Raw genomic sequence first — 22,776 nt, forward strand, 5'->3', positions numbered from 1 at the left:
ACACATGAACGGCGCATCGCTTCGTCATCAGCCCCCACAAGCACCGAGCCGCAAGCCGGTGCCACGGGGTGCCAGCCGTATGGTGGCTAAAGAGCCGATGTCGGCGCGCCTGCCGAAAGCCAACTTTGGTTTTATCAAAGCGCTGTTCTGGCCGGTACTGCTGGTGGCGTTGGGCTTCGGTACTTACGAAGGTGCACAGCGCTTGTTGCCGTATGCCGACCGTCCGATCACCAAGATCAGCGTGCAGGGCGACTTGAGCTACATCAGCCAGCAAGCGGTGCAGCAGCGCATTGGCCCGTACTTGGCGGCGAGCTTCTTCACCATCGACCTGGCCGGTATGCGCTCGGAGTTGGAACAGATGCCGTGGATCGCTCACGCCGAAGTCCGCCGCGTCTGGCCGGACCAGGTGACGATCCGCCTGGAAGAGCAACTGCCCGTGGCCCGTTGGGGCGATGGCGCGCTGTTGAACAACCAGGGCCAGGCATTCACCCCGCGTGAGCTGGCCAACTACGAGCACCTGCCGCAGTTGTTCGGGCCGCAGCGGGCGCAACAGCAAGTGATGCAGCAGTACCAGGCCTTGAGCCAGATGCTGCGGCCACTGGGTTTCTCCATCGCGCGCCTGGAATTGCGTGAGCGGGGCAGCTGGTTTTTGACCACCGGGGCCGGCAGTTCCGGCCCGGGCATCGAGTTGTTGCTGGGACGCGACCGCTTGGTGGAAAAGATGCGCCGCTTTATTGCCATCTATGACAAGACCTTGAAAGAACAGATTACGAACATTGCGAGCGTCGACCTGCGTTACGCCAACGGCCTGGCCGTCGGCTGGCGTGAACCAGCTGCGCCGACGACAGCCAAACCCGCTGTCGCGAAGAATTAAGAAGAGGCAGGACCCATGGCAAACGTGCAAAGCGGAAAAATGATCGTCGGTCTCGATATCGGCACCTCCAAAGTGGTGGCCCTGGTCGGCGAGGTCGGGGAAGACGGTGTTATCGAAATCGTCGGTATCGGCACGCATCCGTCCCGGGGCCTGAAGAAGGGCGTGGTGGTCAACATCGAGTCCACCGTGCAATCGATCCAGCGCGCTATCGAAGAAGCGCAGTTGATGGCTGGCTGCCGGATTCACTCGGCGTTCGTCGGCGTGGCCGGCAACCATATCCGCAGCCTGAACTCCCACGGCATCGTGGCGATCCGCGACCGTGAAGTCAGCGCGGCTGACCTTGAGCGTGTACTCGACGCGGCCCAGGCTGTGGCAATTCCGGCTGACCAGCGCGTGCTGCACACCCTGCCGCAGGACTACGTGATCGACAACCAGGAAGGCGTTCGCGAGCCGCTGGGCATGTCGGGCGTGCGTCTGGAAGCCAAGGTTCACGTGGTGACCTGCGCGGTCAACGCGGCACAGAACATTGAAAAATGCGTGCGCCGCTGCGGCCTGGAAATCGACGACATCATTCTCGAGCAGTTGGCTTCGGCCTACTCGGTACTGACCGACGACGAAAAAGAACTGGGCGTGTGCCTGGTGGACATCGGCGGCGGCACCACCGACATCGCGATCTTCACCGAGGGTGCGATCCGTCACACCGCCGTGATCCCGATTGCTGGCGACCAAGTCACCAACGACATCGCCATGGCGCTGCGTACACCGACCCAGTACGCCGAAGAAATCAAGATCCGTTACGCCTGCGCCCTGGCCAAACTGGCCGGCGCCGGTGAAACCATCAAGGTACCAAGCGTGGGCGATCGCCCACCGCGTGAGCTGTCGCGCCAGGCCCTGGCCGAAGTGGTCGAGCCACGTTACGACGAGCTGTTCACCCTGATCCAGGCTGAACTGCGCCGCAGCGGCTACGAAGATTTGATCCCGGCCGGCATCGTGCTGACCGGTGGCACCTCGAAGATGGAAGGCGCGGTCGAACTGGCCGAGGAAATCTTCCACATGCCGGTTCGCCTGGGCGTGCCCCATGGCGTCAAAGGCCTGGGCGACGTGGTGCGCAACCCGATTTATTCCACCGGTGTGGGCTTGCTGTTGTACGGGCTGCAAAAGCAGACCGACGGCATTTCCTTGTCGGGCCCGAGCATCCGTGACAGCTACCGCAGCGATGACGAGGCCAAAGCGCCGTTGTTCGAGCGGTTGCAGGCTTGGGTAAAAGGCAATTTCTAAAGATTTACCGTGACACCGCAACACCGCACAAGCTGGAAAGGCAATTTCTAAAGATTTACCGTGACACCGCAACACCGCAACAAGCAGTAGGCGAAAAAACTAGAGAAAACGAAAGGAGAGGGAACATGTTCGAACTCGTAGACAACATCCCCGCAAGCCCGGTTATCAAAGTAATCGGTGTCGGCGGTGGCGGCGGCAACGCTGTCAACCATATGGTCAAGAGCAACATTGAAGGCGTTGAATTCATCTGCGCCAACACTGATGCCCAAGCGCTGAAAAGCATCGGCGCGCGGACCATCCTGCAATTGGGCACAGCCGTGACCAAGGGCCTCGGCGCTGGCGCCAATCCGGAAGTCGGCCGTCAAGCCGCCCTGGAAGACCGCGAGCGTATTGCTGAAGTGCTGCAAGGCACCAACATGGTGTTCATCACCACGGGCATGGGCGGCGGTACCGGTACCGGTGCTGCGCCGATCATTGCCGAAGTGGCCAAGGAAATGGGGATTCTGACCGTTGCTGTTGTGACGCGTCCGTTCCCGTTCGAAGGCCGCAAGCGCATGCAGATCGCCGACGAAGGTATCCGTCTGCTGTCTGAAAGCGTCGACTCGTTGATCACTATTCCCAACGAGAAGCTGCTGACCATCCTGGGCAAGGACGCAAGCCTGCTGTCCGCATTTGCCAAGGCTGACGATGTACTCGCCGGTGCCGTTCGCGGTATCTCCGACATCATCAAGCGCCCAGGCATGATCAACGTCGACTTTGCCGACGTACGTACCGTGATGAGCGAAATGGGCATGGCGATGATGGGCACTGGCTGCGCCAGCGGTCCGAACCGTGCACGTGAAGCGACTGAAGCGGCGATCCGCAACCCATTGCTGGAAGACGTGAACCTGCAAGGTGCACGCGGCATCCTGGTGAACATCACCGCCGGCCCTGACCTGTCCCTGGGTGAGTACTCCGACGTGGGTAGCATCATCGAAGCCTTCGCTTCCGAGCACGCGATGGTCAAAGTCGGTACCGTTATCGACCCGGACATGCGCGACGAGCTGCACGTGACCGTCGTTGCTACCGGCCTGGGCGCAAAAATCGAGAAGCCTGTGAAGGTCATCGACAATACCGTTCACACCGGTCACAACAGCCACGCAGCCAGCAGCCCAGCGCCTTCGCGCCAGGAACTGCCGTCTGTTAACTACCGTGACCTGGACCGTCCGACCGTGATGCGCAACCAGGCTCAGGCCGGTGCTGCGGCGTCCCGTAGCCCGAATCCGCAAGATGATCTGGACTACCTGGACATCCCGGCATTCCTGCGTCGTCAGGCCGATTAATGGAATGTATCAGGGCTATGAAGGTGATTGGTGTTCAGCAAAGGTCTGGTCTGTTATTATCGCCAGCCTTTGTTGATACCAGTTCGCAATTTGCGCTGAAGCGGTCCAAGCCATGATTAAACAACGCACCCTGAAGAATATTATTCGTGCCACAGGTGTAGGTCTGCACTCCGGGGAGAAGGTATACCTGACCCTCAAGCCCGCACCTGTCGACACCGGCATCGTGTTTGTTCGTGCCGACCTGGACCCTGTGGTGCAGATTCCTGCTCGCGCGGAAAACGTTGGCGAAACCACTATGTCGACCACGTTGGTCAACGGTGACGTCAAAGTGGACACGGTGGAGCACTTGCTCTCGGCCATGGCTGGCCTGGGCATCGATAACGCCTACGTCGAGCTCTCCGCGTCCGAAGTCCCAATCATGGATGGCAGCGCCGGACCCTTCGTATTCTTGATTCAATCTGCCGGCCTGGAAGAACAGGACGCAGCCAAGAAGTTCATTCGCATTCTGCGGGAAGTGACAGTAGAAGACGGCGACAAGCGCGCCACCTTCGTCCCGTTCGAAGGCTTTAAAGTGAGCTTTGAGATCGATTTCGATCACCCGGTATTCCGTGACCGCACCCAAAGTGCAAGCGTGGATTTTTCCAGCACTTCGTTCGTAAAAGAAGTCAGCCGCGCCCGTACCTTTGGTTTCATGAGTGACATCGAGTACCTGCGCAAGCACAACCTCGCACTCGGCGGCAGCGTTGAAAACGCCATTGTGGTCGACGCGGATGGTGTACTGAACGAAGACGGCCTTCGCTATGAAGACGAATTCGTGAAGCACAAGATCCTCGATGCAATCGGTGACCTCTACCTGCTGGGCAATAGCCTGATAGGCGAGTTCAAAGGCTTCAAGTCGGGCCACGCCCTTAACAACCAGCTGCTGCGCAAGTTGATTGAGCAGACAGACGCTTGGGAAGTCGTGACCTTCGAAGATGCCAGCACCGCACCGATCTCTTACATGCGTCCCGTTGCGGCGGTGTAAGTAACAACTCTCTTTCTTTAGTTTTGAAAGGCCACCTTCGGGTGGCCTTTTTTTTTGTGTCTAACACACCATGATACTAATGTGGGTTATCAATGGTTTGCCTGTAGGAACTGATACACCGGCACACCGCGCGGGAGTTACACGGTATAGCGTTCCTTCACGCCTGACTCCATTGGAGCAGGCGTTACCCTTTCAGGAACGGGCTTTGGCATCGACAATCCGATTGCGTCCGCTGTGCTTGGCCTCATACAGCGCCTGGTCCGCACTCAGCAACAACGCCTCCAACGAAGTGCGGCTGCGTTTATCCCAAGTGCTCATGCCGATACTCACGGTAATCGGCCGCTCGGCACCGGCCACCCGTGGCAAATGCTCGACGCTGCTGCGGATGTGCTCGGCGATCACCCACGCACCCTTGGCGTCGGTATTCGGCAGCACCACGGCAAACTCTTCCCCGCCATACCGCGCGGCCAGGTCGGCCGGGCGTCGGATGTTGCCACCGATCACCTGCGAGACCGCGCGCAATGCCTCGTCGCCGCTATGGTGGCCATGACGGTCGTTGAAGGCCTTGAAGTTGTCCACATCGATCATCAACAGTGTCAGCGGCTCGGTCGAGCGCTGCGCGCGGTCCCATTCCAGGCGTAGGCGCTGGTCCAGGGTGCGGCGGTTCGCCAGGCCGGTGAGCGCATCGGTGGCTGCCAGTTCTGACAGCACCTGTTCGGCACGATGGCGACGGCGCAGTTCGCGGCGCAACATCCAGGTCAGCCACAACAGGCCGATACACAGCACGCCGGTAGCGCCACTGGTCAGCAGCGCGGCACGTTGCCAGGGGGCGAACACGTTTTCGCTGGCCAGTGCCACCACCACAATCAACGGTCACGGTAATCGGCCGCTCGGCACCGGCCACCCGTGGCAAATGCTCGACGCTGCTGCGGATGTGCTCGGCGATCACCCACGCACCCTTGGCGTCGGTATTCGGCAGCACCACGGCAAACTCTTCCCCGCCATACCGCGCGGCCAGGTCGGCCGGGCGTCGGATGTTGCCACCGATCACCTGCGAGACCGCGCGCAATGCCTCGTCGCCGCTATGGTGGCCATGACGGTCGTTGAAGGCCTTGAAGTTGTCCACATCGATCATCAACAGTGTCAGCGGCTCGGTCGAGCGCTGCGCGCGGTCCCATTCCAGGCGTAGGCGCTGGTCCAGGGTGCGGCGGTTCGCCAGGCCGGTGAGCGCATCGGTGGCTGCCAGTTCTGACAGCACCTGTTCGGCACGATGGCGACGGCGCAGTTCGCGGCGCAACATCCAGGTCAGCCACAACAGGCCGATACACAGCACGCCGGTAGCGCCACTGGTCAGCAGCGCGGCACGTTGCCAGGGGGCGAACACGTTTTCGCTGGCCAGTGCCACCACCACAATCAACGGCAGCTCACCGACCTTGGTGAACGTATATAAACGCTCTGTGCCAGAGAGGGCGGAGATGGCCTGAAAGCTGCCTTCGCCTTCGCGCAGTATGCGTTTGAAATTGGGCCGGTCGCTGAGGTCCTTATCAATCATGTCGCGCTCCAGCAGCGGCTGCTGGGCCAGAAGAATGCCACGGGTGTTCAGCAGGTTGACGGAGCTGCCGTTGCCGATGGTGAGGCGGTTGAACAGTTGATCGAAATACGCCAGGCGCATCGTCGCCACGGCCACGCCGGCGAACTCGCCGTTGGGGCCCTCCACTCGGCGACTGAATGCCATGCGCCACACTTGATCGCAATCGCAGCGGATCTTGAACGGGCGGCTGATAAATAGCCCTGCCTGCGCATTTTGTTTATGCACCTGGAAATAGTCACGGTTGGCGAAATTGCGCGGCGTCGGCTGCAACGTCGAAGAATCGGCAACCACCGCACCATTGGCATCCAGCAACAGCACTTCGCCCTTGAACGGCGCTGCGGTGGATTGATCAAACTGCACCATGTGCCGGATGTCCGGCGGCGTCCGCGACAGGTCATTGCGTGTGGTGGCCGTGATCAAGCCCTGCAGCGCCAGGTCGTAGAGTTCGGCGTTGCGCAGCACATCGGCATTGATCAGTTGGGTGATATTGGTGGTCTCGCGCTTGGCCGCCTGCAGGGTGCTGGCGTGTTCGCGGGTGAGCAAGGCTGCGACGATAACCACGATCAGGATGACGGTCAGGCCACTGCCCAGAATCAGCAGAAGCTCCGAGCGTGCAGGTAAAGAAGGAGGGCGGAGTTGACTCATCGCGCAGGCTTCAACAGGAAGATACTGGCAGTTTAGTTCTACGCGATGAAAATTAGAGCATGGGCTAAAAAAGAAAGATCAGCGGGTTAGAACACGTTGATCGGGTAGTCCACGATCACCCGGTATTCGTCCACGTCCCGATCCACCGCCGCGTAGCCGTTGCCGCCGCGGTTGGTCGCCCACTGCAGGCGCACGGCCAGGTCTTTGGCTTTGCCGCCTTGCACCACGTATTTCAGGTCGATATCGCGCTCCCAATGTTTCGCGTCCTTGCCGTCGGCGCTGTACCAGGCGCTGTAGCCACGGCTTTGCGGGTCGACCTTGGTCAGGTCGGTCTTGCCGCTGATGTAGGACACGGCGGACGTCAGCCCAGGCATGCCGAGGCCTGCAAAGTCATAGGCATACTTGAGTTTCCAAGAGCGCTCGTTAGGGCCGTTGAAGTCCGAGTATTGCTGGGAGTTATCCAGGTAGATGCTGTCGCCCTGGCTGATGTAGTCGAACGGCGTGTTGCCGTTGACCCGCTGATAAGCGGCGGTGACGCTGTGGTTGCCCACGCCTACGGTGAAATGCAGGCTGTAGGTATTGTTGTCGATGTTGCCCAGCAGCGATTGGCCGGTGTCCTGGGTGTGGTAGTAGTGCAGGCCTGGGTTGAGGCTGACCAAGTCGTTCAGCGCGTAGGTGTAGTCCAGGTCGTAGTAGTACTGGTGCCACACATCCTTGAGTTCGGAGGCGTACAGGTTACTGGTCAAGCCCGCAATGCAGCTGAAGGACACGCCGGCCCAGTTCAGGTGCTGGCTGTCGGCATGCTCCGGCAGCGCGCCATAGCTGGTGCCGATGCGCCGGTGGCCGCTCTGGTTGTAAAGCTTGGTGAAACTGGCCTGACCGCCTTCGAGCATCCAGCCGTCGAAGCTGTGGTTGGTCAGGCTTACACCACGGAAATCCTGCGGCAACATGCGGGTCATACCGCCGGCGATCACCGGGTTATTGAGGAACAGGTCCCCGGCCTTCAGCTCGGTGTCGAAGGCGCGCATTTTCAAGGTGCCGCCTGCGGTGGAGAATGAGCCGGGCGCTTTGCCGTTGCCGGAACCCACCGGCAGGATGCTGGAACCGTCGGTGCCGCCACCGCCGTCGAGCTTGAGGCCGAGCATGGCGTTGAGGTCCAGGCCGAAGCCGACGGTGCCTTGGGTGTAGCCGGATTCAAATGTGCCGATGAAGCCTTGGCCCCATTCCTTGCTGTCATCGGTGTGAATGTCGCGACGGTCGCGGTTCATGTAGTAGTTGCGGGTGTTGATCTTGAGGCTTGCGCCTTCGACGAAACCATCGGCGGGGGTGGTGTCTGCTGCTTGGGCGAAAGGGACAATCGTTGCTGTAATTGCGAGGAATAGCGGGGTAAACGTCAGCGAGTTCTTCACCGGTGGAGCTCCTTTGGTCAGTCGTAAACGGCCAATGTCGTGGGGGTGTGCCTGGCCTTTTTTTACGGCAAAAAAAAGCCGCTGAAGTCAGCGGCTTTAAGACAGATTCCCAGTGTAGAGCCCTGGAAAAAAGTCGAGGGGAATTGGGGTGAGCGGGGAGCTGTCTTTGCCATTGCGCTCATCGGTGCGTCAAATTAACGCAGGTGAGCGGTGTGATACAGAGTGTAACAAGATAATGACTGTTGCCCAAACCGCAATAGTCAAGGTGGCAGAGATCCACTGTGGGAGCTCGGTGTTAAACCGGCAACGTGATGCCAAAGGTATTGCCGCTGCCATCACTGCGCACAAACTGTTGCCCAAACCGCAATAGTCAAGGTGGCAGAGATCCACTGTGGGAGCTCGGTGTTAAACCGGCAACGTGATGCCAAAGGTATTGCCGCTGCCATCACTGCGCACAAACACATCCCCGCCATGCATCAACGCAATCGCCTTGACGATCGCCAGCCCCAACCCATGATTCGCCCCGCTGTTACTGCGCGACGCATCCACCCGATAAAACCGCTCGAACAACCGTGGCAAGTGCTCACTGGCAATCTCATCCCCAGGGTTGGTCACCGCAATCGCCACCTGATGCGCCTGCGCCTCGATAGCCACCTCAATCACCTGCCCCGGCGCGGTGTGCTGCACCGCATTGCTCAGCAGATTAATCAGCGCACGGCGCAAGTGCGCTTTTTCAATCTGCACCAAAGCGTCACCGCGCACTCGCACTTGGACCTGGGCGTCTTCGAGGATGAAGTCCAGGTAGTCGAGCGTGGTAGCCACCTCATCCGCCAGCGAACTTTCGATCAGCTTGGTCGCCTTGCTACCCTGGTCAGCACTGGCAAGAAACAACATGTCATTGATGATCGAACGCAAGCGTTCCAGCTCTTCAAGATTAGATTGCAGCACCTCGAAATAATGCTCGGCCGAACGCCCGCGCGTCAGCGCTACCTGGGTCTGGCCAATCAGGTTGGTCAGCGGTGAACGCAATTCATGCGCCACGTCGGCATTGAAAGACTCCAAGCGCGAATAAGCCTGTTCCACCCGGTCCAGCGTGGAGTTGAACGAATTGACGAACTGGCTCAATTCCGGCGGTAACGGCGACAGTTGCAAGCGCCCCGAGAGCTTGGGCGGTGCAAGTTTCTGCGCTTCATCCGAGAGTTTGCTCAACGGCTTGAGGCCGATACGCGAAACCCAAAACCCCAACAGCGCCGCCAGCACCACGCCGACAAATGCCAGGCTGATCAGCGCCACCAGCAATTGGTGTTGGGTCGTGCGGAAGTTTTCGGTGTCGATGGCGATCATAAAACGCAGCGGCGGGCGCTGTTCTTTCGCCGCGAACTGGCTCACCAGTACCTTGAACGGGTACTCACGCTCCGGCAGACGCAAGTCGCGCTTACCGGTCGGCCCTGCAGCGAACGCGCGGATCTGCGCATCCGGGTTGCCGTACTCGTAGTTTGGATCGCTGCTCACCACCCAGAAGCGGATGCGCTGGTCTTCCTCACCGAGCAATTTCAGTTTGGCGGTGATTTTCGCCCAGTGGTCCGGCGTGCCGAAGCGGTTCACCGAGGATTCAAGCACGCTGTAGCGCGCATCCAGCTCGGCGCCCGGCAACAACCCCAGGCCCCGGTCCACTTGCTGGTACAACGCGCCGCCGATCAACACGAAGATCAGCAACGCCACCAACGTGAACATGCCGCTCAGGCGCAGGGCGATGGAGTTAGCCGACACTGCGGTTCTCCAGCACATAGCCCATGCCGCGAATGGTGTGCAGCAGCTTGGTATCGAACGGCCCGTCGAGCTTGGCGCGCAGGCGCTTGATCGCCACTTCCACGACGTTGGCATCGCTGTCGAAATTGATGTCCCAGACCATCTCGGCAATCGCGGTCTTGGAGAGGATTTCACCCTGGCGCCGCGCCAACACGCTGAGCAGCGAGAACTCCTTGGCGGTCAGGTCCAGGCGCAGGCCGTTGCGGCTGGCTTTGCGGCTGATCAAGTCGATCCACAGGTCGGCGACGGTGACCTGCACCGGTTCATGCCCGCCACTGCGCCGGGTCAGCGCTTGCAGGCGTGCCACCAGTTCCAGGAATGAAAACGGTTTGCCCAAATAGTCATCGGCGCCTTCACGCAGGCCACGAATACGGTCTTCCACGCGCTCGCGGGCGGTGAGCATGATCACCGGCGTCTGCTTGCGCGCACGCAGCGCACGCAGCACGCCGAAGCCGTCGAGGCCGGGCAGCATCACGTCGAGCACGATCACTGCGTAATCGTTCTCCAGCGCCAGGTGCAGGCCCTCGATGCCTTCGCGTGCCACATCGACGGTGTAGCCTTGTTCCGTCAGGCCGCGGTGCAGGTAATCCGCGGTTTTTTCTTCATCTTCAATAATCAGGACGCGCATAAGCCTTTTGCTCCAAGGCGGGGCTTCAGCCTCAGTGTGTGGTCGCCAGCTCGTTGGCTGGTTTGGGCCTGTGGAAAAACTTCTCAAGGTACAAGTATATGACCGGTGTGGTGAACAGCGTCAGCGCCTGGCTCACCAGCAAGCCGCCTACTACGGCGATCCCCAGCGGCTGGCGCAGTTCCGCACCCGGGCCGGAGCCCAGCATCAACGGCACCGCGCCGAGCAAGGCGGCGAGGGTGGTCATGATGATCGGCCGGAACCGCGTGACGCAGGCTTCATAAATCGCCTCCTCGGGCGGCAGCCCACGCACACGCTGGGCGTCCAGGGCGAAGTCGATCATCAGGATGCCATTCTTCTTCACGATACCGATCAGCAACACCAGGCCGATCAAGGCCATGATCGAAAAATCCTGGCCCAGCAGCCACAGCATGATCAGCGCACCCAAGCCCGCTGAGGGCAGGGTGGAGATGATCGTCAGCGGGTGCACAAAGCTCTCATACAGCACACCCAGGATAATGTAGACCGCCACCAGCGCCGCAAGGATCAGCCAGGGCTGGCTGGCCAACGAACTCTGGAACGCCTGGGCGGCGCCCTGGAAGGTGCCGATCATGGTCGCCGGCATGCCGATTTCGTTCTTGGCCTGGTTGAGCATGATCACCGCATCGCCCAACGCCACGCCGGGCGCCAGGTTGAACGACAGGTTGGCCGCCGGGAACATGCCGTCATGGCTGATCGACAACGGCCCCACGGTGGGTGGATCGACTTTAGCCACTGCCGACAGCGGCACCATCTCGTTGGTCAACGGCGAGCGCAGGTAGAAGTAGTTCAGGCTTTCGGCCTTGCCGCGCTGTTGGCTGTCGAGTTCCAGCACCACTTGGTACTGGTTGATCTCGGTCTGGAACTCGTTGATCTGGCGCTGGCCGAACGCGTCATACAGCGCCTGGTCGACATCGGTGGCGGTCAGGCCGAAACGCGCGGCGGCCTGGCGGTCGATGCTGATGTGGGTGATGCTGCCGCCCAGCTGCAGGTCGTTGGACAGGTCGCGGAACGCCGGGTTGGCGCGCAGTTTTTCAGTCAGGCGCTGGGTCCAGGTGTTCAACGTCGGGCCGTCGTTACTCTTGAGCACATATTGGTACTGGGCGCGGCTGGGGCCGGAGCTGAGGTTGATGTCCTGGCCTGCGCGCAGGTACAGCACAATGCCCGGCACCGCGGCCAGTTTCGGGCGGATACGGTCGATGAACTGGCTGGCTGACACGTCACGATCACCGCGGTCTTTCAAGGCGATCCAGAAGCGGCCGTTGGCGATGGTCTGGTTACTGCCGGTGACGCCCACCGAATGGGAAAACGCCTCCACGGCTGGGTCGGCCTTGACGATCTCGGCCAGGGCCTTGTGCTTGGCGACCATGTCCGGGTACGACACGTCGGCCGCCGCCTCGCTGGTGCCGAGTACAAAACCGGTGTCTTGCACCGGAAAGAAACCCTTGGGGATAAACACGTAGCCGACCACCGCCAACGCCAGGGTGACCATGAAGATCGCCGCCATGGTGCGTTGATGGGCCAGCGCACGGCGCAGGTTGCGGGCGTAGGCGGCGAGCAGGCGTTCGCTGAAACCGGGTTTGTCGTGGGCGTGATGGGTGGGGGCGCGCATGAACAGCGCGGCGAGGGTGGGCGCCAGGGTCAACGAAACCACGACTGAAATCAGGATGGTCGAGGTCGCCGTCAGCGCGAACTCCTTGAACAACCGCCCGACCACGCCGCCCATGAACAGCAGCGGAATAAACGCCGCCACCAGTGAGAAACTGATGGACACCACGGTAAAGCCAATCTCGCCGGAACCTTTGATCGCCGCCTCGCGTTTGCTCAGGCCCGCTTCCAGGTGCCGGTGAATGTTCTCCACCACCACGATGGCGTCGTCCACCACAAAACCCACGGAAATCACGATCGCCACCAAGGTCAGGTTGTTCAGGCTGAAACCCATCAGGTACATCAAGGCGAAACTGGCGATCAGCGACACGCCGAGCACGCTGGACACAATCAGCGTCGCCGACAATTGGCGCAGGAACAGCGCCATCACCGCCACCACCAGCAAGATGGCGATCAGCAAGGTGACTTCCACTTCATGCAGGGACGCGCGGATGGTCTTAGTACGGTCGGTTAACACGCTGACCTGCACCGAAGCGGGCAGCATGCCTTCCAGGCGCGGCAGTTCGGCTTGAATGCGGTCCACGGTCTCTACGATGTTGGCGCCGGGCTGGCGCGAAATCACCAGGTTGACCCCAGGTGTGTCGCCGGACCAGGCCTGCACGTAGGCGTTTTCCGAACCCTTGATGACTTTTGCGACGTCACGCAGTTGAACCGGCGCGCCGTTCTTGTAGGAAACGATCAACTGGCCGTATTCATCCGGGTGAAACAGCTGGTCGTTGGTGGACAGGGTCGACACGCTGTTCTCGCCGTAGATCGCGCCCTTGGCCAGGTTCAAGCTGGATTGCTGGATCGCCACGCGCACGTCGGCGAGGGTCAGGCCAATCGCCGCGAGTTTGTCGGGCGAGGCCTGTACGCGAATCGCCGGGCGTTGTTGGCCGGTGATGTTGATCTGGCCGACGCCGTCGATCTGGCTGATCTGGCGGGCCAGCAAGGTTTCTACGTAGTCACTCAGCTCGGTGCTGGGCATGCTGTCGGAGCTGACGCTGAGGATCAGCACCGGGCTGTCTGCCGGGTTGACCTTCTTCCAGGTCGGCAGGCTCGGCATGTCGCTGGGCAACTTGCCGGAGGCGGTGTTGATCGCCGCCTGCACTTCTTGCGCGGCGGTGTCGATGCTCTTGTTCAGGGTGAATTGCAGGGTCAGCAGGCTTGAGCCCAAGGCGCTGCTGGAAGTCATTTGGGTCATGCCAGGGATGGCACTGAATTGCACCTCCAGGGGCGTTGCCACCGACGAGGCCATGGTGTCCGGGCTGGCGCCGGGCAGTTGCGCGGTGACCTGGATCGTCGGGAATTCCGCTTCCGGCAGTGGCGCAACGGCCAGGCGCGGGAAGGCAATGATGCCCAACAGTACCAGGGCAAAGGTCAGCAGCAGGGTGGCGACCGGGTGATCAACGCACCAGGCGGACGGCGAGCGGTTGGCGCTCATGGCTGCACCTTGGCGTCGACGGTCTGGATCACTTGCGGCGGTTCCTTGAGTACTTCTACCTGGGCACCGGCTTTGAGCCGCGACTGGCCATCGCTGACCAGCACATCACCGGCCTGTACGCCCTTGATGATGTTCACATCGCTGTTCTGATAAGTGACTTGCACCGGCACACTCTCGACCTTGTCACCCTTGACCCGGTACACAAAGTGCGAGTCCAGGCCGCGTTGCACCACGGTGGGTGGGACCACCAGGGCATTTTTGTCGAGGGCGGTCTGGATCTTGATGGTTACCAACTGGCCCGGCCACAGGCGCTGCGAGGCATTCTTGAATTCGGCCTTGGCGCGCAGGGTGCCGGTGGTGGAGCTGATCTGGTTGTCGATCAGGCTCAAGTGGCCTTCGCCGAGCAAGTCGCCGGTCTGGCCGTCGGTGTCGGCCCCCATGTAGGCATCGACGCTGGCCGGGGTAGGCGCTGCGATCAGGCCTTGCAGGGTTGGCAGCATTTGTTGCGGCAATGAGAACTCCACGGCAATCGGGTCGATTTGCGTGACGGAGAACAGGCCCTGGGTATCACTCATGCGCAGGAAGTTGCCTTCATCCACGGTGCGAATGCCGACTCGGCCGGTGACGGGAGAGCGAATCTGGGTGTAGGAAAGCTGTACCAGGGCCGAGTCAATCGCGGCCTGATTACCTTGCGCTGTGGCTTTCAGTTGGTTGACCAAGGCTTGTTGCTGGTCGTAGGTCTGTTTCGACACGCCGTCGTCGATGCTCAGTTCCTTGTAACGCTTGAGGTTGACCTGCGCCACTTGCAGCTGCGCCTGGCTTTCCCCCAGTTGCGCCCTGGCCTGGTCGAGGCTGGCGCGGATCGAGCGATCATCAATGGTGGCCAGCAGGTCGCCGGTTTTGACCAGTTGACCTTCCTTGACCAGCAATTGGGTGAGGATGCCGTCGATTTGCGGGCGAATCATCACGCTGTGCAACGACAGCACCGAGCCGATCCCGCTGACAAAGCGGGGGATGTCCTGCTGTACAACGCTGACCACGCGTACCGGGATGGCGGTCGGCGCCGCCAGTTTGGTCTTGGCCGGCCGGGTCAGGGCCCAGGCTGCAATCGCCACTACCACGAGGACGCCCACGATCAGGACGGTTTTTCGTTGAATGTGCATGGGGATGGGGCGCCGGGGCAAAGGGTTGGGAGAATGAAAGGTCTTTATAGCCCGCCAACCCGGTCAGCACGGTGACTGCTAACTGACAGCGCTGTCAGTAAAGTCCAACCATTCGTACCAGCGGTGGTTAAAGATCCGAAGCGCGCAGGTATACTGCGCGCCAGTGTGGCCCGCAAGCCGGCCCCGCCTCATTTTTTGCACGCTCCGGAGCTTCCATGACTTCCCCGACACAATCCCCTGTTGAAGCGGCCGACCTCGTCGATCCGGCCGACGCTCAAAGCGTTGAACAAGCCGAGATCCCGGCGTTCAAGTTCCCGTTTAAACCGGGTGAGTTGGCTGGAGCCAAGAATGCCGCCCAGCCTTGGTACAAGAATGGCGCCAAAAACGGCCATACCAAGTCCCCAGGCATGGCCCCGCCAGGCACTCGCCGTTCGATGGGTAAACGCTGAGAGTAATGTGTCGGACGCTGTATCGGCTTTTGCCTACGTGGTTCGCTGACGTTTCTGATTGTAGGTCCACGACCGTTTCTTGAAAGTTTGCACTGCCTCTTTACCACCCCCACGTTTTTACAGGGGAAGGAGGTTGGTCTTTCCGGAAAAGGACGTTTCCCGTGGCTCTGATTTGCCTCTATGCAGCGCTTGCGCTATTGCTGTCGGTCGATACCGTTGCGGCCAGTGACCCCCCGCGGCGCGAAATCCGCTTCGCGGTTGTTGCGCACTTCCCCCCCTTCCAGAGCCGCAGCCCGCAAGGGCAACTGGTCGGTGTGAACATCGAATTGGGCAATGCCCTTTGCAGGCAGTTGAATGTGCGTTGTACCTGGGTCGACCAGGTCCTTGTCGAGAATTTCTCCGCCCTTGAAGCCAGGCAATTTGACGCGATCATGGGCATAGCGCCTACGTCCAATCGGCGGCGATGGGTGAGCTTTACCGATGAACTCTATGCGTTCACCACGCGGCTGGTTGGCCGCAGGGCGTCAGGCCTGACGCCTACCGTACGCTCGCTCAAGGGCAAGCGTGTCGGAGTGTTACTGGGAAGTAATCGTGAAGCTTTCGCCCGTTCGCAGTGGGCGCCCAAGGGGGTCATCATCAAGAGCTTCTGGCTGATTGACGAGGTGATCCGCAGCCTGGTGGCAGGCGAAATCGACGCTACCCTGCAAGGCCCCGTGGAATTGCGTGAGTCACTGCTCGACACCTCCCACGGTCGCGATTTTGCCTTCCTGGGCCCCGAAGTCTCGAAAACGCGGGGGAGTCGCCAAATGCAGTCTGGCCGACATTAAGGAGTTTGCTGCGATGAACAGCGTCTATGCCGGCTACTTCCCGGCGGACCGCCTTCCGACCCGCACGACCTTCGCTGCCGGCAAGCTGTTGGCGGGCGCGCGGATCGAAATCGAGTGCCTGGCCAGCCTTTAAGCCCGCAACGAAATAAACGCGTAGTTGGCCGGCACCTGGGTGGCAATCTGGGCGCCGGCATCCAGCAGTTGTTCGGCGATGTCCATGCCGGACACATGAAACACCCACTCATTGGCCACGGACGGTTGTTCAAGCGCCAATTCGATCGCTTGGGCAAAGGCGTTCATGTCCGGCAAGTACGCGGTAAACCCGTCGCCCTTGAGCGCGGTGGTGCAAATGCCCAGCAAAGCGCACACCGCCTCCTTGGTCTGCACGTCATCGCGGTCGGCCTGGCGCGAGCGGCGGATCAGCTCAGCCAGCTCCTGATCCATCAACTCGCCACCGACGATCAACGCGGGGCCTTGCTCCCAGGACTCCGGCGGGCAGTCTTTGGCGCCAGGGTTGAGCGGGATATGCGGGTTGATTTCCATCGGATAGATGCGACACACCAGCGGGCGACGTTCATAAATGCCGCAGCGGTTGTCTTCGTCAAGATTCCGGCAGCGCCCGGCGTTGTAAGCGGCAAAGGTGATTGCCACGAACGCCTCGGTAGTACCGCTGGGCACCACCACCGAACGGCGCTCGGCGTGCTCGCGTTGTTGCGGGGGCAAACCCAGGCCATTGCCGAGAAAACCCTCCACCAGCACGATGACGTTACCGCCGTCAGCCGCCCAGCTGCGGGCCTCTTCGAGGGTCAGGGGCACATGGTGGTCGGTGCAGCATTTGCCGCAACCCACGCAGGAAAAGTGAGTGTTCATGGAGGATCTGTCACCAGGCTAGGTCAGAGGGCACTCTTGAACAGTGACGGGTTTTTGCCTCTATGCACTGTTCAGGCTCTTGCGAAGCAAGTTATGCGCCAGTGCCGGTCAGCCCTCGGGTACCCGGTCGCGCAACACAAAGACCATGCCGGCGCTTTCATAGAGTTGCCGGGCGCGCAGGTTGCTCTCGCGCACCTTGAGGTCGACGTAGGGTTCGCCGCGCTGCTTGAATACCTCAAAGGTGTGCAGCAACAAGGCGCGGCCCAGCCCCTGGCCTTGGGCGCAGGGATGTACGCAGAGGTTTTTGATAAACGCACTGGTCCAGCATTGGGCCACGCCGAGAATGCCGTCGCCATTACTGACCACCAGGCACAGCGTCGGGTCGAATTCGGCATCGGTGACGAACCGGTGTTGCCATTGCTCCAGGCTGTCGACGCGGCCGCCGCCTTGGTCTTGGGCCATGCGCAACACGGCATGAATCGCTGGGGCCAGCTCTGCGCGGTAATGATCCAGCTGCGTGCCCACCGGCCACTGCGGCGCGGGCAGGCGGGTGGTGAGGTCGCGGCGTAGCAGTTGGAAGTATTCCGCCACCGGCTACAGGCCCTTTTGCGCCACGTGTTTTGCAGCGACGACCAGGCACTTGGTCAGTTCAGGCGACGAGAATTTGGTCAGCACTGCGTCGGCACCTGCCAGCCGCGCCTTTTCACTGTTCATCGCACTGTCCAGGGAGGTGTGCAGCAGCACGTAAAGCTCCTGGAAGTCCGGGGTTTCGCGCAAAGTGCGGGTGAGGGCGTAACCGTCCATTTCGGACATTTCGATGTCCGACACCACTACGTTGATCTGCCGGGCCGTGCCTTGCAGCTCGAGCAGCACATCGATGGCTTCCTTGGCGCTGCGGGCGGTGTGGCAGGTCAGGCCGAGGTTGCGCAAGGTGTGTACCGACTGCTGCAGGGCGACCTGGCTGTCGTCCACCACCAGAATCCGCGCATTGCCGAGTACTTCGGCCTCTTCCATGGTCAGGTCGGTCGGCGCCGCTTCAGCCGGTGCCGGGGCGATGCCGTGGATGACCTTTTCGATATCCAGCACCTGCACCAGCCCGCCTTCGACTTGGGTGACCCCAGTGATGAACGAGCGATTGCCGCCGGAGCCATACGGTGGCGGGCGTATATCGGTGGTCAGGCAGTGCACGATCTTGCTCACCGCCTGCACATGCAGGCCCTGCTTGGAGCGGCTGACGTCGGTGACGATTAGGCAGCCGCCATTCGGGTCTGCCAGGGGCATTTCGCCCAGGGCTCGGCTCAGGTCGATCACCGACAGCGAAGCACCGCGCAGCGTGGCGATGCCCTTAACGTGAGGGTGAGACTCGGGCAGCTTGGTCAGCGGCGGGCAGGGGATGATTTCACTGACTTTCAGCAGGTTGATCGCCATCAGCTTGCCGCTGCGCAAGGTAAAGAGCAGAAGCGAGAGTGAATCTGCGCGGGCTTTGGTGGTGGACATAAAAACCTTCTGTGGATCAGGGATGACGATCTATAGAGGGTTATCGACTTGGGCGCGCCAGGCTTTAACCGGATTTGTGTGGGGGAGTGTGTCAGCCCTTCCATACCTGTGGGTTCACCAAGTCCTGCGGGCGCTGACCCAGCAAGGCACTGCGCAGGTGTCTATAGAGGGTTATCGACTTGGGCGCGCCAGGCTTTAACCGGATTTGTGTGGGGGAGTGTGTCAGCCCTTCCATACCTGTGGGTTCACCAAGTCCTGCGGGCGCTGACCCAGCAAGGCACTGCGCAGGTTGTCCAGGGCGCGGTTGGCCATGGCTTCTCGGGTTTCGTGGGTGGCCGAGCCGATGTGCGGCAGGGTCACGGCGTTGCTCAGCTGGAACAACGGCGATTCAGCCAGCGGTTCCTGCTCATACACGTCCAGCCCGGCGCCACGAATTTTCTGGGTTTGCAGGGCTTCGATCAGCGCCGGCTCGTCCACCACCGGGCCACGGGAGATATTGATCAGGATCGCGCTGGATTTCATCAGGCCCAGCTCGCGGGTGCTGATCAAGTGGCGGGTCTTGTCGCTCAATGGCACCACCAGGCAGACGAAGTCCGACTCGGCCAGCAACTGGTCGAGGCTGCGAAATTGCGCGCCCAGTTCCTGTTCCAGCACGGTCTTGCGGCTGTTGCCGCTGTAGAGGATCGGCATATTGAAACCCAGGCGCCCGCGACGGGCGATGGCCGCGCCGATGTTGCCCATGCCAACGATGCCGAGGGTTTTGCCGTGTACATCGCAACCAAACAATGGTGCGCCAACGCTGGCTTTCCACTGGCCGGCCTTGGTCCAGGCGTCCAGTTCGGCTACGCGACGTGCGCTGCTCATCAGCAGGGCGAAGGCCAGGTCGGCGGTGCTTTCGGTGAGCACATCGGGAGTGTTGGTGAGCATGATCCCGCGCTCGTTGAAGTACGGCACGTCGTAGTTGTCGTAGCCTACCGACACGCTGGAGACCACTTCCAGTTTGCTTGCGCCTTCGAGCTGTGCGCGGCCGAGCTTGCGGCCTACGCCGATCAGGCCGTGCGCGTGGGGCAGGGCTTCACTGAATTGAGCGTTGATATCGCCCAGCTTGGGGTTGGGGGCGATCACCTCGAAATCCTGTTGCAGGCGCTCGATCATGTGCGGGGTGATGCGGCTGAAGGCGAGGACGGTCTTTTTCATTGCAGGCGGGCTCATCGACTACGGAAGAATGGTAAGCACGCTAACATTCCTGCCGACAATTGTCAGGGCGACCCTTTAACGGGTGGCTGGCTTGCCTGCGATAGCAATCTGTCAGTGATACATCTGCAGTTGGCCCACCGCTACGGAAGCAAGAGCACGGCGGCCTAGTAGCCGACCTGAGTGGTTGAAGCAAAAGCAGGGCAAAAGCACAGCAGCACACTCTCTGTCTGATGTACCGAGATCCAACTGTGGGAGCGGGCTTGCTCGCGAAGGCGGTGGGTCAGTTACACATAGCTGACTGACCCACTGAGTGCGCCAGAGCACTTGACCGAGTTTACTGCCACACTGCCGCTTGGAGCCGCTCTCACAGTAAATTGATGGTGGTTGTGGGGTAGCAATCCAAAATCAGTTCGCCAACCGCGCCCCACTCAGGCTGCCGCTCAATTCATACGCCACCAACTCGGCCTGATGCGCCGCCAGAATCTCCGGCAACGACCCACGCAGGTATTCCACCCACGTCTTGATCTTCGCATCCAGATACTGGCGCGACGGGTATATGGCGTACAGGTTCAGCTCTTGCGAGCGATAGGTCGGCATCACCCGCACCAAAGTGCCATTGCGCAGGCCTTCGATGGCGGCATACACCGGCAACAGGCCGACGCCCATACCACTGGTAATCGCGGTTTTCATCGCGTCGGCCGAATTCACCAGAAACGGTGAAGTGTTGATCGCCACACTTTCCTGGCCTTCAGGCCCGTTGAAGGTCCATTTATCCAACTGGATCACCGGGCTCACCAACCGCAGGCAGGCGTGGTTGAGCAAGTCCTGCGGCCGCTGCGCACACCCCTTGGCCTTGACGTAATCCGGCGAGGCACAGGCGATGCTGTAGGTGATACCTAGGCGCTGAGACACGAAACCCGAGTCGGGCAGTTCGCTGGCTAGCACGATGGACACGTCATAACCCTCATCGAGCAGGTCCGGCACGCGGTTGGCCAGGGTTAGGTCGAAAGTCACGTCGGGGTGGGTACGGCGGTAGCGGGCAATCGCGTCGATGACGAAATGCTGGCCGATGCCGGTCATGGTGTGCACTTTCAACTGCCCGGCGGGGCGTGCGTGTGCATCGCTGGCTTCGGCCTCTGCTTCCTCGACATAGGCGAGGATCTGCTCGCAGCGCAGCAAATAACGTTTGCCGGCTTCGGTCAGCGCGATGCGTCGGGTGGTGCGGTTGAGCAAGCGGGTTTGCAGATGGGCCTCAAGGTTGGAGACCGCGCGCGAGACGTTGGCAGTGGTGGTGTCCAGTTGCCCGGCGGCGGCGGTGAAGCTGCCAGCTTCGGCCACGCAACTGAAAGCGCGCATGTTTTGCAAAGTGTCCATGGAGTGTTCTCAGGGGAGATAACAAATTGTGACAGAAAGTTACGCCGTTCAGTGATCCCTACCAACGGATTATCGCCTGAACGGTAATAAAGATTCACAGGAATGCCAGCTTATCGTCTTCCATCGCGCCCCCTAGAATTGCGCCACCTCTCCCGCAACACCACCTCAGGAATACGCTTGCCGTGCCGCGTCCATCACAGAGGCGAGCTCTCAGTGTTTGCGCCTTATCGTTAGCAATCAGCGGCTGCATCGGAACCGGAGGAATCGCCCCCCAAGGCCAGGCCCTAAACGCCAATAACCTGGCCACCGACGAAGCCATCCAAAGCGCCGCCCAAGACGCCCACTGGTCCACCACGCAATGGTGGCAAGCCTACGGTGACCCGCAACTCAATCGTTGGGTCCAACTCGCCACGCAAAACAGCCCGAGCCTGGCCATGGCCGCCGCGCGGGTGCGTGAGGCGCGGGCCATGGCCGGGATTGCCGAGTCGGCCGAGTCGTTGCAGATCAACAGTGACACCACCCTCAAGCGCCACAACTGGCCCAAAGATCAGTTCTACGGCCCGGGCGAACTGAGTGGCGCCAATACCTGGGACAATAATTCGTCCCTGGGCCTGAGCTACGCCCTCGACCTCTGGGGCCGCGAAAGCAATGCCACCGAACGCGCCGTCGACCTGGCGCATATGAGCACCGCCGAAGCGCGCCAGGCCCAGCTCGAACTGCAAAACAACGTGGTGCGCGCCTATATCCAGCTGTCGCTGCATTACGCCAACCGTGATATCGCCGCCGCGACCTTGGCCCAGCAACAGCAGATTCTCGACTTGGCCAACAAACGCCTGGACGCCGGGATCGGCACCCACTTCGACGTGAGCCAGGCCGAAACGCCGTTGCCGGAGACCCATCGCCAGCTCGACGCCTTGGACGAAGAAATCGCCCTGAGCCGTAACCAGCTGGCTGCTTTAGCGGGCAAGGGCCCGGGTGAAGGCGCGCAACTGCAACGCCCGAGTTTGTCCCTGGCCGCCCCGTTGAAATTGCCGTCGAGCTTGCCGGCGCAATTGCTCGGCCAACGCCCGGACGTGGTTGCCAGCCGTTGGCAGGTCGCCGCACAGGCCCGAGGCATCGATGTGGCCTACGCCGGTTTCTACCCCAACGTCGACCTGGTCGGCAGCCTTGGCTATATGGCCACCGGCGGCGGCATGCTGGCGTTTCTGGCGGGCAAGAAATTCAACTACAACGTCGGCCCGGCGATCACCTTGCCGATCTTCGACGGCGGCCGTTTGCGTGGAGAATTGGGCGAAGCCAGCGCCGGTTATGACATCGCTGTGGCCAAGTACAACCAGACCCTGGTCAACGCGCTCAAGGGCATCAGCGACCAGTTGATCCGCCGCGAATCCATGGACAAGCAGTCGAGCTTCGCCGCGCAATCGGTGGCCTCGGCGCAGAAAACCTACGACATCGCGATGATCGCCTACCAGCGCGGCCTCACCGATTACGTGAACGTGTTGAACGCCCAGACCCTGCTGTTTCGCCAGCAACAGGTCGAGCAACAGGTGCAGGCCGCGCGCTTGAGTGCGCATGCCGAGCTGGTCACCGCCCTCGGCGGCGGACTCGGTGCCGGCGACGATGTACCGCAACACGCCAAGACCCTCCCGAGCAAAACCCCGGCGGCACTGGCCGTGTTTGATCACTGAGTAG

At 61.0% G+C, this 22,776-nt stretch carries 20 protein-coding genes; 8 read left to right on the forward strand and 12 right to left on the reverse strand.

What is annotated here, in order from left to right; all coding sequences use genetic code 11:
- Nucleotides 1-4 precede the first annotated feature (4 nt).
- From GJU48_RS04560 to lpxC, 4 genes are all read left to right on the forward strand, one after another.
- Nucleotides 5-874, forward strand: a complete 870-nt coding sequence (locus tag GJU48_RS04560; RefSeq protein WP_094951295.1) for a cell division protein FtsQ/DivIB — start codon at nucleotides 5-7, stop codon at nucleotides 872-874.
- 15 nt (nucleotides 875-889) lie between these two features.
- Entirely contained in the window at nucleotides 890-2,152 is a 1,263-nt protein-coding gene (gene ftsA, locus GJU48_RS04565; protein WP_017738691.1) for a cell division protein FtsA, read from the forward strand.
- 125 nt (nucleotides 2,153-2,277) lie between these two features.
- Nucleotides 2,278-3,474, forward strand: a complete 1,197-nt coding sequence (ftsZ, locus tag GJU48_RS04570; RefSeq protein ID WP_155295930.1) for a cell division protein FtsZ — start codon at nucleotides 2,278-2,280, stop codon at nucleotides 3,472-3,474.
- A gap of 112 nt (nucleotides 3,475-3,586) precedes the next feature.
- Nucleotides 3,587-4,498 carry a UDP-3-O-acyl-N-acetylglucosamine deacetylase gene (gene lpxC / locus GJU48_RS04575; RefSeq protein ID WP_003171886.1) on the forward strand — a complete coding sequence of 304 codons (912 nt, stop codon included), beginning with the start codon at nucleotides 3,587-3,589 and terminating at the stop codon, nucleotides 4,496-4,498.
- Between the two features lie 192 nt (nucleotides 4,499-4,690).
- On the opposite strand, the gene GJU48_RS04580 is transcribed toward lpxC, so the two are convergent.
- The 7 genes from GJU48_RS04580 to GJU48_RS04610 form a co-directional block, all read right to left on the reverse strand.
- Entirely contained in the window at nucleotides 4,691-5,152 is a 462-nt protein-coding gene (locus GJU48_RS04580; RefSeq protein ID WP_256671238.1) for a GGDEF domain-containing protein, read from the reverse strand.
- Nucleotides 5,034-6,734 carry a sensor domain-containing diguanylate cyclase gene (locus tag GJU48_RS04585; protein ID WP_256671204.1) on the reverse strand — a complete coding sequence of 567 codons (1,701 nt, stop codon included), beginning with the start codon at nucleotides 6,732-6,734 and terminating at the stop codon, nucleotides 5,034-5,036. Before GJU48_RS04585 ends, GJU48_RS04580 begins: the two co-directional genes overlap by 119 nt.
- An 86-nt stretch (nucleotides 6,735-6,820) precedes the next feature.
- Entirely contained in the window at nucleotides 6,821-8,143 is a 1,323-nt protein-coding gene (locus GJU48_RS04590; RefSeq protein ID WP_094951299.1) for an OprD family porin, read from the reverse strand.
- A gap of 405 nt (nucleotides 8,144-8,548) precedes the next feature.
- Nucleotides 8,549-9,913: a heavy metal sensor histidine kinase gene (locus GJU48_RS04595; RefSeq protein ID WP_094951300.1), complete on the reverse strand. Its 1,365-nt coding sequence runs from the start codon at nucleotides 9,911-9,913 to the stop codon at nucleotides 8,549-8,551.
- Entirely contained in the window at nucleotides 9,903-10,580 is a 678-nt protein-coding gene (locus GJU48_RS04600; protein WP_094951301.1) for a heavy metal response regulator transcription factor, read from the reverse strand. Before GJU48_RS04600 ends, GJU48_RS04595 begins: the two co-directional genes overlap by 11 nt.
- A 31-nt stretch (nucleotides 10,581-10,611) precedes the next feature.
- Complete coding sequence (locus GJU48_RS04605) at nucleotides 10,612-13,707, reverse strand: multidrug efflux RND transporter permease subunit (protein ID WP_094951302.1); 3,096 nt, start codon at nucleotides 13,705-13,707, stop codon at nucleotides 10,612-10,614.
- A complete protein-coding gene (locus tag GJU48_RS04610; RefSeq protein WP_094951303.1) occupies nucleotides 13,704-14,870 on the reverse strand; it encodes an efflux RND transporter periplasmic adaptor subunit in 1,167 nt (388 codons plus the stop codon). Before GJU48_RS04610 ends, GJU48_RS04605 begins: the two co-directional genes overlap by 4 nt.
- Nucleotides 14,871-15,085: 215 nt before the next feature.
- Here GJU48_RS04610 and GJU48_RS04615 point away from each other — a divergent pair, with 215 nt between their 5' ends.
- From GJU48_RS04615 to GJU48_RS04625, 3 genes are all read left to right on the forward strand, one after another.
- On the forward strand, nucleotides 15,086-15,319 hold the full coding sequence (locus GJU48_RS04615) for a hypothetical protein (RefSeq protein ID WP_094951304.1): 234 nt from the start codon (nucleotides 15,086-15,088) through the stop codon (nucleotides 15,317-15,319).
- Nucleotides 15,320-15,480: 161 nt separating this feature from the next.
- Nucleotides 15,481-16,146: a transporter substrate-binding domain-containing protein gene (locus GJU48_RS04620; RefSeq protein WP_155295932.1), complete on the forward strand. Its 666-nt coding sequence runs from the start codon at nucleotides 15,481-15,483 to the stop codon at nucleotides 16,144-16,146.
- Nucleotides 16,147-16,159: 13 nt separating this feature from the next.
- Nucleotides 16,160-16,279 (forward strand): RidA family protein, encoded by a 120-nt coding sequence (locus GJU48_RS04625; protein WP_155295933.1) that lies wholly within the window; start codon nucleotides 16,160-16,162, stop codon nucleotides 16,277-16,279.
- Here the strand turns inward: GJU48_RS04625 and GJU48_RS04630 are convergent.
- The 5 genes from GJU48_RS04630 to GJU48_RS04650 all read right to left on the reverse strand — a co-directional run bounded on the left by GJU48_RS04630 (nucleotide 16,276) and on the right by GJU48_RS04650 (nucleotide 21,084).
- Nucleotides 16,276-17,016, reverse strand: a complete 741-nt coding sequence (locus GJU48_RS04630) for a YkgJ family cysteine cluster protein (RefSeq protein ID WP_094951306.1) — start codon at nucleotides 17,014-17,016, stop codon at nucleotides 16,276-16,278. The two genes, GJU48_RS04625 and GJU48_RS04630, sit on opposite strands and share 4 nt — an antisense overlap.
- 108 nt (nucleotides 17,017-17,124) lie before the next feature.
- A complete protein-coding gene (locus tag GJU48_RS04635; RefSeq protein ID WP_094951307.1) occupies nucleotides 17,125-17,607 on the reverse strand; it encodes a GNAT family N-acetyltransferase in 483 nt (160 codons plus the stop codon).
- Nucleotides 17,608-17,610: 3 nt separating this feature from the next.
- Nucleotides 17,611-18,513, reverse strand: coding sequence for a chemotaxis protein CheV (locus GJU48_RS04640; RefSeq protein ID WP_094951308.1), 903 nt, complete (start codon nucleotides 18,511-18,513; stop codon nucleotides 17,611-17,613).
- A gap of 222 nt (nucleotides 18,514-18,735) precedes the next feature.
- Nucleotides 18,736-19,710, reverse strand: a complete 975-nt coding sequence (locus tag GJU48_RS04645; RefSeq protein ID WP_094951309.1) for a 2-hydroxyacid dehydrogenase — start codon at nucleotides 19,708-19,710, stop codon at nucleotides 18,736-18,738.
- A 405-nt stretch (nucleotides 19,711-20,115) separates the two neighbouring features.
- Complete coding sequence (locus GJU48_RS04650; protein WP_094951310.1) at nucleotides 20,116-21,084, reverse strand: LysR family transcriptional regulator; 969 nt, start codon at nucleotides 21,082-21,084, stop codon at nucleotides 20,116-20,118.
- A 182-nt stretch (nucleotides 21,085-21,266) separates the two neighbouring features.
- On the opposite strand from GJU48_RS04650, the gene GJU48_RS04655 reads away from it, so the two are divergent.
- Nucleotides 21,267-22,772, forward strand: a complete 1,506-nt coding sequence (locus GJU48_RS04655; RefSeq protein WP_155295934.1) for an efflux transporter outer membrane subunit — start codon at nucleotides 21,267-21,269, stop codon at nucleotides 22,770-22,772.
- Nucleotides 22,773-22,776: the final 4 nt, after the last annotated feature.

Origin of the sequence: Pseudomonas sp. IB20 (assembly GCF_009707325.1) — a bacterium.
In the GTDB taxonomy this organism is placed as follows: Bacteria; Pseudomonadota; Gammaproteobacteria; order Pseudomonadales; family Pseudomonadaceae; genus Aquipseudomonas.